Below are 15,646 nucleotides of genomic sequence, written 5' to 3'. Positions count from 1 at the left end.
GTGGGAAACGGTCGATGTGTTTGGCAATCATGGCTTGTGCGGTTTGCTGGAAGAAGGTGCTCATGGAAAATCCCCTAAATGTCTTAGTAGGAATTTAGGGGATTTTGGGGAATTTTGCAAAGGTCTCAGGCCGTCTGAAAACGCTCCTAATTTTTCCCTAAGTCCTGCGTGTTTAAATGTCTATACCAACAACAGACACAAAGGGAACGGAATGAAACATTCTGGGTCGCAATATACAAAACCGTCCAACCTGCTTTTGAAGAAATTACTATTTCCAGTCGCCGTTGTTTGCGCCATTTTTCTTGCAACAGAAGGTTTTGATCTTTACGAAGACTACGCCCAATACGGTATGGAGACAGATCCGGCGTTCGCGCAACACCACGACCGCGCTTTGTCTATCCTGCATAACAGAGGCTACAAAGTCCACGATTCTGACACTGACCTACATTGGGCAAGACCTGTTTTGGAATTTGAAGCCTACAAAGGCAGCTTGGAATACAAAATCGTGATGTCTTATCCCGATTTGAACATTATCGAAGAACGCGTTGATTTATAATCAGCTTCCGAATATTCTTTATTTGACTTACCCCTACGTCCCGAAAGGATACGATATGAAAAAACTTTTATCAGCATTACTCTTAGGTAGTATCGCACTGACCGCTTGTGCCGCCCCTAATTCTTACAACTATGATGACAACTATCGTACTGATCGCACCGACCGTTACGAGCAGCGTTATGACCGTTATGACGACTACCGTTACCGCGACGGCAAGTATTACGATGATGATTACATCGAATATAAAATTTACAGCAATCCGTCTTTCGAGCAAAAACGTGCACAAGTGATGCGGATACTTGAACAACGCGGTTACATCGTGCATGAAATTGAAGCCGACGATCATATTGGCCGTCCCGTACTGAAAGCTGAAGGCTTCAAAAACGGACACGAATACGACATCATCTTTTCATGGCCTGACCTGAAGATTATCAGCGAACATATCGACTATTGATTTGTTCCGCCACACGCCGCAAGGATAAGCTCCACGCGGCATTTTTCTTTTCAGACGACCTTTCCGATAAAGAAGATCGTCTGAAAACTTGGCTTATTTTATATAACGAAGAAATGCAATCAGATTTTCATAAACATCCAAGCCCCAAAAACATACACAATGAGAAAAGGACGATGTTTGAGGAAATTTTTAAACTTTATCCGGGATGCGCCAAGCACACCGGCTTGAGCAATTCATGGATTTTTCAGATGGCGTATTCGCACCTTCCATTTTGCGTTCAGCAATAAAATCGGCATCTTCTTGAGTAATGCGCACACTGATTGAGATACGGTTCGTTGCTTTCATATTCGTTTGTTTTGGTTTGTATTCATTTGAATAAAAATATCCAATATGGGATTCTGGGGCGCAATGCTTAAAACCGTATATTTAAGGCCGTCTGAAACCTTATTTTCGGTTTTCAGACGGCCTTTTCCTTTATAATCCGTACATTATTTTCATACACACAGCAGGTTCTCCATGTCCAATAAACCCACACTCCTTCTCGTTGACGGCTCTTCTTATCTTTACCGCGCCTATCATGCCATGGGGCAGAATTTGTCTGCGCCCGACGGCGCGCCGACGGGGGCGATGTATGGCGTGTTGAACATGCTGCGCCGGTTGAGGGCAGATTATGTGCACGACTATTGCGCGGTGGTGTTTGACGCTAAGGGCAAAAATTTTCGCCACGAGATGTTCCCCGACTATAAGGCGACGCGCCCGCCGATGCCGGACGATTTGCGCCCGCAGGCGGAAGCCTTGCCGGATTTGGTGCGCCTGATGGGCTGGCCGGTATTGGTGATTCCGCAAGTGGAAGCGGACGACGTTATCGGCACTTTGGCTAAGATGGCTAGCGAAGCAGGGTGGAACGTGGTGGTATCTACCGGCGATAAGGACATGGCGCAGTTGGTGAACGAGCGCGTAACGCTGGTGAACACGATGAGCGGTGAAACGCTGGATATTGAAGGCGTTAAGGAAAAATTCGGCGTGCGTCCCGACCAAATCCGCGATTATCTCGCGCTGATGGGCGACAAGGTGGACAATGTGCCGGGCGTGGAGAAGTGCGGCCCGAAAACGGCGGTGAAGTGGCTGGAGGCTTACGGCTCACTGGCAGGCGTGATGGAACACGCTGGCGAAGTCAAAGGCAAGGTCGGCGAAAACCTGCAAGCTGCTTTGGAACAACTGCCGCTGTCGTATGACTTAGTAACGATTAAAACCGATGTGGATTTGCACACCAAGCTTTCAGACGGCCTTGAAAGCCTGCGCCGTACTACGCCTAAATGGGCGCAGCTGGTTGTCGATTTCAAACGCTGGGGCTTCCGCACTTGGCTGAAAGAGGCGGAAAGCCGTATACACGAAGCGCAAAACACAGATTTGTTCGGCAGCGAGCATATCGGCGAACAAGCCGCATTGGCGATGGAAACACAGCCTGAAAAACAACCCGAACTTGCCCCAGCCCCTGAAAAACTGGATTATCAAGCCGTTACCACCGAAGCGCAGTTTGCTACTTTGTTGGACAAACTGTCGCAGGCAGACACAATTGGCATCGATACGGAAACCACGTCCCTAGACGCGATGAACGCCTCGCTGGTCGGCATCAGCATTGCGTTCCAAGCAGGCGAAGCGGTTTACATCCCCGTAGGACACAGCCTGACCGCCGCGCCAGAACAGCTCGATTTACAAGACGTATTAGGTCGTCTGAAACCGCATTTGGAAAACCCAGCCCTGAAAAAAATCGGGCAAAACCTCAAATACGATCAACACGTTTTCGCCAACTACGACATCGCCCTGAACGGCATTGCCGGCGATTCCATGCTCGCTTCCTACATCATCGAGAGCCATCTGGGACACGGTTTGGACGAATTGTCCGAACGATGGCTCAGCTTGGAAACCATTACCTACGAATCGCTGTGTGGCAAAGGCGCGAAGCAAATCAGTTTTGCCGACGTCGCTATCGGGCAGGCGACCGAATACGCCGCCCAAGACGCCGATTTCGCCCTGCGCCTCGAAGCGCACCTGCGCGCGCAAATGGACGCCAAACAGCTTGAAATGTATGAAAAAATGGAGCTGCCCGTCGCGCAGGTATTGTTTGAAATGGAACGCAACGGCGTACAAATCGACCGCGCCGAACTCGCCCGCCAAAGCGCGGAACTCGGCGCCGAGCTGATGAAGCTCGAACAAGAAGCCTACGTCGCCGCAGGCCAGCCGTTCAACCTCAACTCACCCAAACAGCTGCAAGAAATCCTGTTCGACAAAATGGGCATCCCCACCAAAGGTCTGAAAAAAACCGCCAAAGGCGGCATTTCCACCAACGAAGCCGTGCTCGAACAGCTTGCGCCCGACTACCCCCTGCCCAAAATCATCCTGCAAAACCGCAGCCTGGCAAAACTCAAATCCACCTACACTGACAAACTGCCCGAAATGATTTCTCCCAAAGATGGCCGCGTGCATACCACCTATGCCCAAGCCGTCGCCATTACAGGCCGCCTTGCCAGCAACAACCCCAACCTGCAAAACATCCCGATCCGCACCGCCGAAGGCCGCCGCGTGCGCCGCGCCTTTACCGCACCGCAAGGCAGCGTCATCGTTTCCGCCGACTATTCCCAAATCGAGCTGCGCATCATGGCGCACCTCTCCGGCGACAAAACCCTGATTACCGCGTTCCAAAACGGCGAAGACGTACACCGCCGTACTGCCGCCGAAGTATTCGGCACCGCCCCCGAAAACGTCTCGTCCCAACAACGCCGCTACGCCAAAACCATCAACTTCGGCCTCATTTACGGCATGGGCCAATACGGCCTCGCCAAATCATTGGGCATTGATAACATCTCCGCCAAAAACTTTATCGACCGCTACTTCGCCCGCTACCCCGGCGTCGCCGAATACATGCAGCGCACCAAGGAACAAGCCGCCGCCCAAGGCTTTGTCGAAACCCTGTTCGGCCGTCGCCTCTACCTGCCCGACATCCATAACAAAAACGCCAACGCCCGCGCCGGAGCCGAACGCGCCGCCATCAATGCCCCCATGCAAGGCACCGCCTCCGACCTCATCAAACGCGCCATGATAGACGTGTCCCGCTGGCTGGTTTCAGACGGCCTGAAGAGCAAACTGATTATGCAGGTGCATGACGAACTGGTGTTGGAAGTACCCGAAGCCGAACTGGATTTAGTCAAAGAAAAACTGCCGCAGATTATGGCGAAAGTGGACGAAGGGATGTTGAACGTGCCGCTGGTGGCTGAAGTGGGCGTGGGTATGAATTGGGAAGAGGCACATTGAGGAAATGGGTATGTATTTTAATCGCTATGTTTTTGATTGTTATCTGCAAACTGATTCAGCAAGAGAAACTAAAAACTTCTTTGAAAATTTATCTGTATGGGTAAAAGAAGAAAAATGGAAGGAAATATACTCTTACTTATTTAAGCAGGGATATACACAGGAAAGCGAAGGTTATTGGATAGAAACTTTTGTCTTTATACAAGACCTATTAGCAAATTTTTCAGATTGGGAACGTACTGAGAATCTCGAGCAGGCAATTGAAGAGTTTGAAGGATTTGTTGATTCTTTTCTTGCTGAAAGTGATAAAAAGGAATGTAGGGACAAATTGACATGGTTAGATGGAATTTCATTGTTTTTGTATCTAAAAGACCCTGAACATTATATTCCGTATTTTTTTACTAACCGGTTTTTCTTGTTGGAAAGAGTTTTTCAGTCATTTGATATACCTTTACCAATACCGCTAAGTAAACAGAAATACCGTGATCGTTTCCTTTACTATGGAAATTTATGCCGAGATATATACGAATTTCGGAAAAAATATTCATTAAATTATATGGAATTAAATTGTTTTCTATATGATTTTTCGTTAAAAACCCTACCTGACTTTATCAATACCGATGAATTGCCTGATGCGATCAATATTTATATCAGCGGAGGAACCAAAGAGGATACGGATTTATTAAGGAAGAATGGGGAAAAATATCAAACTTTTTGGCAGGGAAATTCACAAACGAAAATAGGGGATATTATTTTATTGTATAGTTTGTCCCCGTATAGTGGATTGACAGCTATCTTCCGCGCGGTATCTCCTACCTACTATGATCCATTTAGTTACTATCCTGAACGAGTTTGGGTAGGCTTTCCCATAGTCATTCCAACGATTCATTTATCTGAATTGAAAAGTAACCCAGTTTGGAAAGAAAAAGGTTTGGTTAAAGCCAATATGCAAGGAGTGAATGGAAGGGAATGTACATCAGATGAATACAATGCAATCATAGAGATATTGAAATCTAAAAACTTTGATGTTTCTATACTGCCAAAATTACCATTTTTGGATGAGCCTGATTTTAGAAATTTAAGTAATGAGCGAGATATAGAAATTACTTTACTTGAACCGTTGTTGAAACAATTAGGGTTTGATGAAGATGATTGGTTAAGGCAGATGACTTTAAGAATGGGGCGTAATGATCGTGTTTTTCCTGATTATGCTCTATTTGCAAATGATCAACGTGGAGAAGAGAGTGCCCGATTTATTTGGGAAGCCAAATATCGTATTGCTAATGAAAGACAGTTAAAAGATGCCTTCCTGCAGGCAAAGTCTTATGCTTTGCGTTTGGGGTGTGATGGCTTTGGCTTGGTTGCGCTTGAAGGGATATGGATTTCAACTCGGCAAGATGACTTTAAGTGGGAGCAATTGCATAAGTTTTCTTGGAGTGAATTGAAACAAAAAGAAAATTTTTCCAGATTGACAGGATTGGCAGATAAACGTGTATTGATTAAGTAGTTGTAGGTTGAATTCAAAACATATCCGAGGCCGTCTGAAAACCCATTTAGTTTTCAGACGGCCTTATATTTGGCAGATGTATGATTTAGCCTGATTGCCGATAAATTCAGCGTTTAGCTTAACCTGCAAAAATCAGGCTGGTGTATGCAGCCGATTAACGAAGGTGGATGGTCGGTTGATAGCCTTTTGCTTCTTCCGAACCGTCGAAAGGCACAACAACGCCATCTTCGTAGGTGATATATGCTTTGTATTTAACGGAAACATCGCCTTTAGGATTGAGTGCAATAAAAGGGAACGCAGTAAATTCGCCCGCTTCCATACGGCCTTTGTAAGTAATGTTGACGATATTGCCCTCAGCATTTTTCTCGGCCGTATAAGTCCAACCCGGCATAGGATGGACGAACAACAATTTAACGCCTTCAGCAACAACCATTTTCACTTTAGTTACCGCTTTGCCGCGATTGGTAGGCACATTCAGGCGGAAATGGTCTGATTTTCCTGCAATACTGTCCACGCCGTTGGCGTAATTGCGAATCGTCACATGTGCCTGAGCATCCATCATAAACGCGGACAAGGCTAAAGCTGAAAACAATAGTTTCATTTTCATTAGGGAATCTCCGTTGTAAGAATAAATAAAAATCTCACCGTTGAAGGCTTGCCCGAATCCTAGTAGAGAACGTCTATCAGATGAGCATATCTTTTATTTGTATGATAAAGAACAAATAATCAAATATGGATATAAGGAATTTTCGCTAATTGCTGATGGATTAATTGCTAGATGAATCATTAAATAATGGGTATTTTAGACAAAAGGCCGTCTGGAAAAATTTTCAGACGGCCTTTAATTAATTTTATTTCTTCAATTCTTTCAGCAAAGACGTTAACCCTTCCACGCCATCGAATGTACCCGGCACTTTATCAGGATTAGATAAGATACTGCTGAAAATCAGATTTTCGAATTTTTCTAACGCATCTTTATCATCAGTTTTGATTTCTTTTGCGTACTTAGCATAGCTTTGGATAAATTCGCACAACGACTGCCGCAGTTCCAACTGCATGATTTGAGTCTGTATCGAATGGTAATGGTTTAAAACCACTCTGAAGAAATAAATTAAAATAAACTCCAAGCCAATGACGGGTAGCATGGATTGCCAAGAAATATTTTCACCTGCCATAAATTTTTCATAGAAACTGAAACATAATGGAGCAAGCGTGATAATCGATAAAAGTATCAATACAGCAAACGTCAGCCATTTTGCCAGATTTTTTTGTTTCAATAGATTTTCAAAGCCTTGGGACAAGCCAACAAAGTTGAAAGCTGTTTTGTATTCATCTAATTTATCTTTTAATTTTGTTACTTCACTTTCTTTGCTCTTAAGTTCTTTCCAATAAAAACTAATAGATTGATTTATATCCAACTTTTGTGTCGTAATTGTATGTTTTAATTCAGTACTTTTCTTTTCAAAATCAAAAAAAGTTTTGAAACCGGTATTGTTCATATAAAAATTTAATATGCTTATTGGTTGCTGATAAAAAGCATAATAAACACCATCATCTTTAGAAAAAACCTTCTGTTTTACCTTTTCCCACGCCTCACAAAGTTCATTGTTTTTGACTGAATCTGTAAGTCCATTGAAACCCAATGATAAATCCAGCTCAACTAGAAACGCGACAAAGCGTGCATATATCCCCGAATACTGCGTTGACTCTGAAGCAAAATTTTGATTTCTCAAAGAAATTCGAAACCATTTTCCTTGACTCTGAATGTTGAACTTACAGCTCTCCTCCCATAAATCAGGCTGTTCCAACATAGACAAAATTGTCATAAAAATTAAATTATGCTCTTCACGTTTTGAGCCTGACAATCTTGACGAATCTACTTGTTTCAAACTTTCTCTTACACGGATCAAATCATTACACAATTCACTAAAAAATCCCATTTTTTCCCTTTCCTATTTTTGATGATTAATCTTTTTAGATTCAAAGATAAGAATTCAGTCACTTGTTTGAACGACTTAATTTACAAACTTCTGATTCTTTAATGCCGTCATTCCCGAGCAGGCGGGAATCCAGACCTTGCATTTCGAGAATACTTCAAGACTGCTGCGACTTCAAACTTCTGGATTCCCGCCTGCTCGGGAATAACGGCAGAGGTTTCAGCCGTAGCAACTGTATTTACCTCGTCGGTGTACATCGTAGCGTGGGCTTTGCCCAGGGTAATGACGGCTAAAAGAGGTCGTCTGAAATTTGAGTTTGATTCGTAGGCAAAGCCCGCGCTACAGGTTTCAGACGACCTCTGCCATCTCCCTTTTACATCTCTTCCAATTTCGCAAACTTGGTGTCCAGTTCTTTCACGCCTTGTTTGCCGAAGTTGATGGTCAGTCGGGCGGATTCGCCTTTGTCCACGGCATCGATGATGACGCCGGTGCCGAATTTGGCATGGCGGACGTTTTGGCCGATGCGGAAGCCTGCGTAGGTTTGCGGCTGTTTGAAGTCGTCGATGATTTTGTCCCGTTGTACGGCGGTTTGGCGCGTGCTGCCGTAGCTGTCGTAGGTTGTCTTTTTGACGGACAGGTAGTGCAATACTTCGGGCGGGATTTCTTCGACGAAGCGGGAGACGATGCCGAATTGGGTTTGTCCGTGCAGCATGCGTTGTTGCGCCATGGTGATGTAGAGGCGTTTGCGGGCGCGGGTGATGGCGACGTACATGAGGCGGCGTTCTTCTTCGAGGCCGCCGCGTTCGGCAAGGCTCATTTCGCTGGGGAAGCGGCCTTCTTCCATGCCGGTGAGGAAGACGGCGTTAAATTCCAAGCCTTTGGAGGCGTGGACGGTCATGAGTTGGACGGCTTTTTCGCCTGCGCCTGCTTGGTTTTCGCCGGATTCGAGGGCGGCGTTGCTGAGGAAGGCGAGGATGGGGAAGGCGGGGTCGTCTGAAATGTTTTCGGGCAGGGTTTCAAAGTTGCTGTCTTCGGGTTTGAACTCGATGGCGGCGTTGACGAGTTCGTCGAGGTTGTCGAGGCGGTCTTGGTTGTCGCCTTTTTGGGTTCGGTAGTGTTCGGTCAGTCCGCTGTCTTTGAGGATGCCGACGATGATTTCGGGCAGGGGCATTTGTCCGACTTGGTTGCGCAGGGCTTCAATCAGGCGGACGAAGGCGGCGACTTTGGCGGCTTTTGCGCCGGCGTTGCAGGCTGCCTGCCAAAGGGTGATGCCTTGTTCGTTTGAGGCCGTCTGAAGGTTTTCGATGGTGCGTGCGCCGATGCCGCGCGGTGGGAAGTTAATCACGCGCAATAGGGCGTTGTCGTCGTCAGGATTGACGGCGAGGCGCAGGTAGGCGAGGGCGTGTTTGATTTCTTGGCGTTCGTAAAAGCGCAGGCCGCCGTAGATTTTGTAGGGGATGCCGCTGCGGAACAGGCTTTGTTCGATGACGCGGGATTGGGCGTTGCCGCGGTAGAGGACGGCGATTTCGTCCAAATCCCAGCCGTCACGTTCGAGGGCTTTGGTTTCGTCTACGATGAATTGGGCTTCTTCGAGGTCGGTAAAGGCGGAGTAGTAGCGGATTTTGTCGCCTGCTTCGGCGTCGGTGCGCAGGTTTTTGCCGAGGCGTTCGTCGTTGTTTTCGATAACGGCGTTGGCGGCGGCGAGGATATTGCCGACGGAGCGGTAGTTTTGTTCGAGTTTGACGGGCGCGTCGATGTGGAATTCTTCCATCAGCGCGGTCATGTTGCCGACGTTTGCGCCGCGGAATCGGTAAATGCTTTGGTCGTCGTCGCCGACGGCAAAGACGGCGGCGTTGTTGCCGGCAATCAGTTTCAGCCAGGCGTATTGCAGCTTGTTGGTGTCTTGAAACTCGTCGACCAGAATGTGGTTGAAGCGGTTTTGATAGTGCTGGCGCAGGATTTCGTTGCTTTGCAGCATTTCGTAGCTGCGCAGCATGAGTTCGGCGAAATCGACCACGCCTTCGCGTTGGCAGATTTTGTCGTATTCGGCGTAGCACTCAATCATGCGGCGTGTGTGCGGATCGGGCGCGCTCAATACGGAAGCGCGCAAACCGGATTCTTTTTGCGCGTTGATAAAGCCTTGCAATGAACGCGGCGCGATGATTTCTTCGGCGATGTTGAGGCTTTTGAGCAGGCGTTTGATCAGGGAAAGCTGGTCGCCGCTGTCAAGGATTTGAAAGGAAGACGGCAGGCCGGCATCGCGGTGGTGCAGCCGTAGAAAGCGGTGGCAGAGACCGTGGAACGTGCCGAGCCACATGGCGCGGACGTTGACGGGAATCATCGCGCCCAAACGGGTTTGCATTTCTTTGGCGGCTTTGTTGGTAAACGTTACCGCCATGATGCTGTGTACGCTGGCTTGCCCGCTTTGCAACAGCCATGCGATGCGCGTGGTCAGCACGCGCGTTTTGCCGCTGCCTGCGCCTGCCAAAACGAGGGCGGATTGCGGCGGCCAGGTTACGGCGGAGAGTTGTTCGGGGTTCAAGCCTTGCAGGAGGTTGGGGGCGGATTCGTTGGGAAACATGAAGAGGCCGTCTGAAAATAAATGGGAATGCGATATTTTAAAGGAAATACAAAAGGCCGTCTGAAAAGATGTTTCAGACGGCCTTTGTGTTGGAAGCTGATTAGAACGGACGTACTTCCAAACCGAACATACGGCGCGCGGTGTTCAGCATTTGGCAGCTGAAGCCCCACTCGTTGTCGTACCATGCGAACACTTTAACCATTTTGCCTTCGGTTACTTTGGTCAGCGTAGAGTCGAATGTGCTGGCTTGGGTGGTGTGGTTGAAGTCCATAGAAACCAGCGGCAGGGTGTTGTAACCCAAAACGCCTTTCAGACGGCCTTCTTCGGAAGCGGCTTTCATCAGCGCGTTGATTTCTTCGACAGAAGTCTCACGGCTTGCTTGGAAGCTCAGGTCAACCAGGGAAACGTTGACGGTCGGTACGCGGATGGCGAGGCCGTCGAGTTTGCCTTTCAGGGCAGGCAATACCAAGCCGACGGCTTTTGCCGCGCCGGTTTTGGTCGGAATCATGTTTTCCACGCCGCTACGCGCACGGCGCAGGTCTTTGTGGCGTACGTCGGTTACGGTTTGGTCGTTGGTCAGAGCGTGGATGGTGGTCATCACGCCGTTTACGATACCGATGTTTTCGTTCAACACTTTGGCCACAGGCGCCAGGCAGTTGGTGGTACAAGACGCGTTGGAGATAACGGTCATGTCGTCGGTAATCACGTCGTCGTTTACGCCGTAAACGATGGTTGCGTCAACGTCATCGCCGCCGGGAGCGGAAATTAGCACTTTTTTCGCGCCGCTTTCCAAGTGGATTTTGGCTTTCTCTTTGCTGGTGAACGCACCGGTACATTCCATGACCAGGTCAACGCCCAATTCGCCCCATGGCAATTCGGCTGGGTTGCGGGTAGAGAAGTAAGGGATTTTTTTACCGTCGATGATGAGGTGTTTCTCATCGTGGGAAACTTCAGAGTTGAAGCGGCCGTGAACAGTGTCGAATTTGGTCAGGTGAGCATTGGTCTCGATGCTGCCGCTGGCGTTGATGGCAACGATGTCGAGTTGGTCTTGCAGTTTGTAGTCAAAAATAGCGCGCACTACTTGGCGGCCGATGCGGCCGTAACCGTTGATGGCAACTTTGATACCCATGGCTTTTCCTCTTCTTTTGGGTTTGGGTTGTGGAGTGAATGGTGGCAATTATAGCAAAAATGTAGTGCTGTGTAATTAATGTTTTATTGAAATTTTTAGGTTCGATTATTTTTGATTGTAGATGATTAGAGTAGAAATACAGGTTTAAATTTATTGTTATTTTGTATTTTTTGAAATTTTGTTTTTTATTAATTCTATTTTTGGTGTTTTATGCTCGTTTTAAATCATGGTAATGAAGGAAACGGGAAAAGGCGGATTGTTTTTGTTTATATTAAACAGAATTTGAGTGTGGCTTTTGATTACAACATACAACAGTGTAATTTTCAGACGGCCCGGGTTTGATGGAGCAAAAGTAAAAGGCCGTCTGAACATTTTTGATGACATGGAATTTAAACGCCTTGGATTCCTGCTTTTCCTTGCCGGATAAGGGGAGGGCGGTTTTTAGCAAAGGGGAAATGGTCGGAACAAGGGAGGGAAAAACGGTGGATTGAGCTGTGTTTGAGTGTTATATAAATAAGTGTATGAAGGTTTTAGTCGTAGTGTATGAAGATTTTGCTTGTGATTTTAATTTAATTATGACTTGTCAACACTGTTAAATTTTTTTACGATAAGGTCAGATTATGTTTGCATGGCCATAAGCGGTGCATCCTCTATACCGGATATTATCCTTGTCCGAATATCTACTTTAACCGACCGGCTTGCCCGGCCTGATTCCTAAATATATACGCGCAAGGCTGAACGGCCTTGGCGGCACTCGACTTTTAAGAGGTTCATCGTGTCAAATTCTCAATCCAGCGAACGCGCGACGTTTAGCAGTCGCCGCGCCTTTATGTTTGCTGCCATCGGCTCGGCCGTGGGCTTAGGCAACATTTGGCGATTCCCTTACATCGCTTTCGACAACGGCGGAGGTGCTTTCGTCCTCCCTTACTTGGTTGCGCTGTTGACGGCAGGTATTCCGCTGTTGCTGCTCGACTACGCCATCGGCCACCGTTACCGCGGTTCGCCACCTTTGGCTTTCCGCCGCCTCGGCCGTTTGTTTGAGCCGATGGGTTGGTGGAACTTCCTGACCAACGTCATCATCTGTATCTACTACGCCGTGATTGTCGGCTGGGCGGCAAGCTATGCCTATTATTCTTTGACTTCGGCATGGGGTGCGGATCCGCAGGCATTCTTCTTCAAAGACTTCCTGCAAATGGCCGATGCCAAAGACTTGGGCTTGGATTTTGTCGGCAAAGTTGCCGGTCCGCTGATTGCCGTGTGGGTGTTTACGCTGGCGATTATGGCTTTGGGCGTACAAAAAGGCGTGGCCGGTTCATCTACATTCTTCATGCCTTTGTTGGTGGTGATGTTCGTCATCATGGTGGGCATTGCGCTGACTCTGCCGGGTGCGGCAAAAGGTTTGAACGCTTTGTTTACGCCTGACTGGAGCCGTTTGGCGGATCCGAAAGTCTGGGTAGCCGCATATGGCCAGATTTTCTTCTCGCTCTCCATCTGCTTCGGCATCATGATTACTTATTCTTCTTACCTGAAGAAAAAAACCGACTTGGGCGGCACAGGCTTGGTTGTCGGCTTTGCCAACAGCAGCTTCGAGTTGCTCGCCGGTATCGGCGTATTTGCTGCATTGGGCTTTATGGCTCAAACCGCAGGCAAAGAAGTCAGCGAAGTGGCATCCAACGGTATCGGCTTGGCGTTTATCGCGTTCCCGACCATCATTAACCAAGCCCCTATGGGTGCGTTGATCGGCGTGTTGTTCTTCGGCTCTCTGGTGTTTGCCGGTGTCACTTCCATGATTTCCATCGTTGAAGTGATTGTGGCTGCGATTCAAGACAAAATGAACATCGGCCGTGTCAGCGCGACGTTGATTGCAGGCGTTCCCATGGCGATTATTTCCACCTTGCTGTTCGGTACGACCACCGGCCTGCCTGTGTTGGACGTGTTGGACAAATTCATCAATACCTACGGCATTGTGGCTTCCGGTTTTGTTTACGTTTTGGCGATTGTTTTGTTGCGCAAACTGCCGGAACTGCGCAACCACTTGAACGCGTTGTCTTCCATCCGTGTCGGCAAAGTGTGGACTGCCAGCGTGGTGGTTACCGTCGCCATGCTCGGCTATATGCTTTATCAGGATACTGCCGGCCTCTTAAAAGAGAATTACAGCGGCTATCCTGACAGCTTCCTCAATATCTTCGGTTGGGGTATGGTAGGCACTCTCTTGGTATTGTCCGTCCTGCTTTCTTTCTTGCCGTGGAAACATGGTCAGAACTTCAACGTCAAAGACGAACATGAACACGAACGTGAAGGAGACGAATAATGAGTACTTCAGCCATTATTATGATGCTTGTCGCATTGATCGTCATTTGGGGCGGATTCATCGTCTCCGTCCTGCGCCTGCCTAAAGAATAAGGTTTGAGCAAATGAAAAGGCCGTCTGAAACTTAAATTTCAGACGGCCTTTCCCGTTAAAAATGGTAAAACGGCCTAAAAAAGAGTAGAATATGGACCATTTACAACTCTGCGCCTCTCAGCAGGCTCGAATTATGGACCTTCCCAGTTCGCCTTTGAACTTCCCATCTGATACACAACAACAATAATCATCCCGCCGAAATGCCTTCTCGCGTCCGGCGGGCGGAGCATTTATGAGCATCGAACAAACCCCTCCGAATCTCGACAATACCCCCGACAATGATGTGGTAGAAGACCGCATTTCTGACGATATCGACCGCATCCACGCCTTATGCGAAATCCTCGAGCCGTCCTTTGAACAAATCGAAGCAGGCGTGCCGATTGAAGACGAAAGCCTGCGCGACAAGTTTACCGAACTGACCGTCCTCTTGGCCGAGTTGCACCCTGCCGACGTGGCCGCCGTCTTGGAATCCCTGCCGCCGCGCGAGCGTAACATCGTTTGGCTTTTGGTTGCCCCGGAAGACGACGGCGAAGTCTTGCTGGAAGTATCCGACTCCGTACGCGAAATGCTGATCGAGTCCATGGACAAAGACGAGCTGTTGGCCGCTGTCGATGATTTGGACGCAGACGAATTGGCAGAACTGGCAGACGACTTGCCGCACCAAGTGGTGTACGAAGCGCTGCAAACACGTGATGAAGAAGAGCGCGAGCAGGTCAAAGCGGCGATGTCTTACGAAGACAACCAAGTCGGTGCGATTATGGACTTTGAATTGGTCAGCATCCGCGCCGATGTGACGTGTGAGGTCGTGTTACGCTACTTGCGCCGTTTCGACAGCCTGCCCGACCATACCGACAAGATTTTCGTGGTCGATGAAAACGACGTGTTGCAAGGCGTACTGCCCATCCGCAAACTCTTGGTCGCCGATCCCGAAGACATGGTGGCAGACGTGATGGCCACCGATGTCGTGCGCTTCCGTCCCGAAGACGACGTGGAAGAAGCGGCGCAGGCGTTTGAACGTTATGACTTGGTAACCGCGCCGGTTGTCGATGAAAACAAAAAGTTGATCGGCAGGATCACCATTGACGAAATGGTGGACGTGATCCGTGAAGAATCCGAAGCCGACATGTTGAACATGGCCGGTTTGCAAGAAGAAGAGGACTTGTTTGCCCCGATTTTAGACTCGGTGAAAAACCGCTGGATGTGGCTCGCCATCAACCTGTGTACCGCCTTTATCGCCAGCCGCGTAATTGGCGCATTTGAAGGCAGTATCGAGAAAATCGTCGCACTGGCAGCGTTGATGCCCATCGTCGCCGGCATCGGCGGCAACTCCGGCAACCAAACCATCACCATGATCGTCCGCGCCATGGCGATGGGACAAATGACCAGCACGCAGGCAGGCCGCCTGCTGAAAAAAGAAGTCGGCGTCGCCCTCGTCAACGGCATTATTTGGGGTACAGTAATGGGCGTGATTTCATGGCTGCTCTACGGCAACATCGGCATCGGTTTGGTCATGGTGGCCGCGATGACTTTGAACCTTTTGCTTGCCGCGACCGTCGGTGTCCTCATCCCCGTTATGATGGACAAAGCCGGACGCGACCCGGCATTGGGCAGCTCGGTGCTGATTACCGCGGTCACCGACTCCGGCGGCTTCCTGATTTTCTTGGGATTGGCAACCATATTCCTGTTGTAATAGGAAAAAAGGACGTGTTCGACACGTCCTTTTTCAAACCGTTTAAAAGGCCGAGACCTTTGCAAAAAAGCCTTTCCCCC

Annotated in this window: 12 protein-coding genes; 7 read left to right on the top strand and 5 right to left on the bottom strand. The window is 48.5% G+C overall.

Going from position 1 to position 15,646, the window contains the following annotated elements:
• The first annotated feature begins 211 nt into the window (after nt 1-211).
• Both ACTHTU_RS10720 and ACTHTU_RS10715 read left to right on the top strand, forming a co-directional pair.
• Complete coding sequence (locus tag ACTHTU_RS10720; RefSeq protein ID WP_440362535.1) at nt 212-556, top strand: hypothetical protein; 345 nt, start codon at nt 212-214, stop codon at nt 554-556.
• Between the two features lie 55 nt (nt 557-611).
• A complete protein-coding gene (locus tag ACTHTU_RS10715; protein ID WP_440362534.1) occupies nt 612-1,010 on the top strand; it encodes a PepSY domain-containing protein in 399 nt (132 codons plus the stop codon).
• 189 nt (nt 1,011-1,199) lie between these two features.
• Here ACTHTU_RS10715 and ACTHTU_RS10710 read toward each other — a convergent pair whose 3' ends face one another.
• Nucleotides 1,200-1,355 (bottom strand): hypothetical protein, encoded by a 156-nt coding sequence (locus ACTHTU_RS10710; RefSeq protein ID WP_440362537.1) that lies wholly within the window; start codon nt 1,353-1,355, stop codon nt 1,200-1,202.
• A gap of 171 nt (nt 1,356-1,526) precedes the next feature.
• On the opposite strand from ACTHTU_RS10710, the gene polA reads away from it, so the two are divergent.
• Both polA and ACTHTU_RS10700 read left to right on the top strand, forming a co-directional pair.
• Entirely contained in the window at nt 1,527-4,322 is a 2,796-nt protein-coding gene (polA, locus tag ACTHTU_RS10705) for a DNA polymerase I (protein ID WP_440362533.1), read from the top strand.
• Nucleotides 4,323-4,332: 10 nt separating this feature from the next.
• Nucleotides 4,333-5,826, top strand: coding sequence for a hypothetical protein (locus tag ACTHTU_RS10700; protein WP_440362532.1), 1,494 nt, complete (start codon nt 4,333-4,335; stop codon nt 5,824-5,826).
• Between the two features lie 154 nt (nt 5,827-5,980).
• Here ACTHTU_RS10700 and ACTHTU_RS10695 read toward each other — a convergent pair whose 3' ends face one another.
• From ACTHTU_RS10695 to gap, 4 genes are all read right to left on the bottom strand, one after another.
• Entirely contained in the window at nt 5,981-6,433 is a 453-nt protein-coding gene (locus tag ACTHTU_RS10695) for a DUF1775 domain-containing protein (protein WP_440362531.1), read from the bottom strand.
• A 244-nt stretch (nt 6,434-6,677) separates the two neighbouring features.
• A complete protein-coding gene (locus ACTHTU_RS10690) occupies nt 6,678-7,766 on the bottom strand; it encodes a hypothetical protein (RefSeq protein WP_440362530.1) in 1,089 nt (362 codons plus the stop codon).
• Between the two features lie 370 nt (nt 7,767-8,136).
• Entirely contained in the window at nt 8,137-10,344 is a 2,208-nt protein-coding gene (uvrD, locus tag ACTHTU_RS10685; RefSeq protein WP_440362529.1) for a DNA helicase II, read from the bottom strand.
• 100 nt (nt 10,345-10,444) lie between these two features.
• Nucleotides 10,445-11,473 (bottom strand): type I glyceraldehyde-3-phosphate dehydrogenase, encoded by a 1,029-nt coding sequence (gene gap, locus ACTHTU_RS10680; RefSeq protein WP_440362528.1) that lies wholly within the window; start codon nt 11,471-11,473, stop codon nt 10,445-10,447.
• A gap of 775 nt (nt 11,474-12,248) precedes the next feature.
• Between gap and ACTHTU_RS10675 the strand changes: the two genes are divergently transcribed.
• The 3 genes from ACTHTU_RS10675 to mgtE all read left to right on the top strand — a co-directional run bounded on the left by ACTHTU_RS10675 (nt 12,249) and on the right by mgtE (nt 15,566).
• A complete protein-coding gene (locus ACTHTU_RS10675; RefSeq protein ID WP_440362527.1) occupies nt 12,249-13,784 on the top strand; it encodes a sodium-dependent transporter in 1,536 nt (511 codons plus the stop codon).
• Nucleotides 13,784-13,876: a methionine/alanine import family NSS transporter small subunit gene (locus tag ACTHTU_RS10670; protein ID WP_036472778.1), complete on the top strand. Its 93-nt coding sequence runs from the start codon at nt 13,784-13,786 to the stop codon at nt 13,874-13,876. Before ACTHTU_RS10675 ends, ACTHTU_RS10670 begins: the two co-directional genes overlap by 1 nt.
• A gap of 232 nt (nt 13,877-14,108) precedes the next feature.
• Nucleotides 14,109-15,566: a magnesium transporter gene (gene mgtE, locus ACTHTU_RS10665; RefSeq protein WP_440362526.1), complete on the top strand. Its 1,458-nt coding sequence runs from the start codon at nt 14,109-14,111 to the stop codon at nt 15,564-15,566.
• Nucleotides 15,567-15,646 lie beyond the last annotated feature (80 nt).

The organism is Neisseria sp. P0020.S005 (genome assembly GCF_051957055.1).
Lineage (GTDB): Bacteria > Pseudomonadota > Gammaproteobacteria > Burkholderiales > Neisseriaceae > Neisseria > Neisseria subflava_A.
Note: the sequence above shows the minus strand (reverse complement) of the source record. Positions and strands in the feature narration are given on the sequence as shown.

What these genes read in the sequence shown, in the direction of transcription:
- mgtE (WP_440362526.1), top strand. Translation starts at nt 14,109, where the DNA reads ATGAGCATCGAACAAACCCCTCCGAATCTCGACAATACCCCCGACAAT.
- ACTHTU_RS10670 (WP_036472778.1), top strand. Translation starts at nt 13,784, where the DNA reads ATGAGTACTTCAGCCATTATTATGATGCTTGTCGCATTGATCGTCATT.
- ACTHTU_RS10690 (WP_440362530.1), bottom strand. Translation starts at nt 7,766, where the DNA reads ATGGGATTTTTTAGTGAATTGTGTAATGATTTGATCCGTGTAAGAGAA.
- gap (WP_440362528.1), bottom strand. Translation starts at nt 11,473, where the DNA reads ATGGGTATCAAAGTTGCCATCAACGGTTACGGCCGCATCGGCCGCCAA.
- ACTHTU_RS10715 (WP_440362534.1), top strand. Translation starts at nt 612, where the DNA reads ATGAAAAAACTTTTATCAGCATTACTCTTAGGTAGTATCGCACTGACC.
- ACTHTU_RS10695 (WP_440362531.1), bottom strand. Translation starts at nt 6,433, where the DNA reads ATGAAAATGAAACTATTGTTTTCAGCTTTAGCCTTGTCCGCGTTTATG.
- ACTHTU_RS10700 (WP_440362532.1), top strand. Translation starts at nt 4,333, where the DNA reads ATGTATTTTAATCGCTATGTTTTTGATTGTTATCTGCAAACTGATTCA.
- uvrD (WP_440362529.1), bottom strand. Translation starts at nt 10,344, where the DNA reads ATGTTTCCCAACGAATCCGCCCCCAACCTCCTGCAAGGCTTGAACCCC.
- polA (WP_440362533.1), top strand. Translation starts at nt 1,527, where the DNA reads ATGTCCAATAAACCCACACTCCTTCTCGTTGACGGCTCTTCTTATCTT.
- ACTHTU_RS10720 (WP_440362535.1), top strand. Translation starts at nt 212, where the DNA reads ATGAAACATTCTGGGTCGCAATATACAAAACCGTCCAACCTGCTTTTG.
- ACTHTU_RS10710 (WP_440362537.1), bottom strand. Translation starts at nt 1,355, where the DNA reads ATGAAAGCAACGAACCGTATCTCAATCAGTGTGCGCATTACTCAAGAA.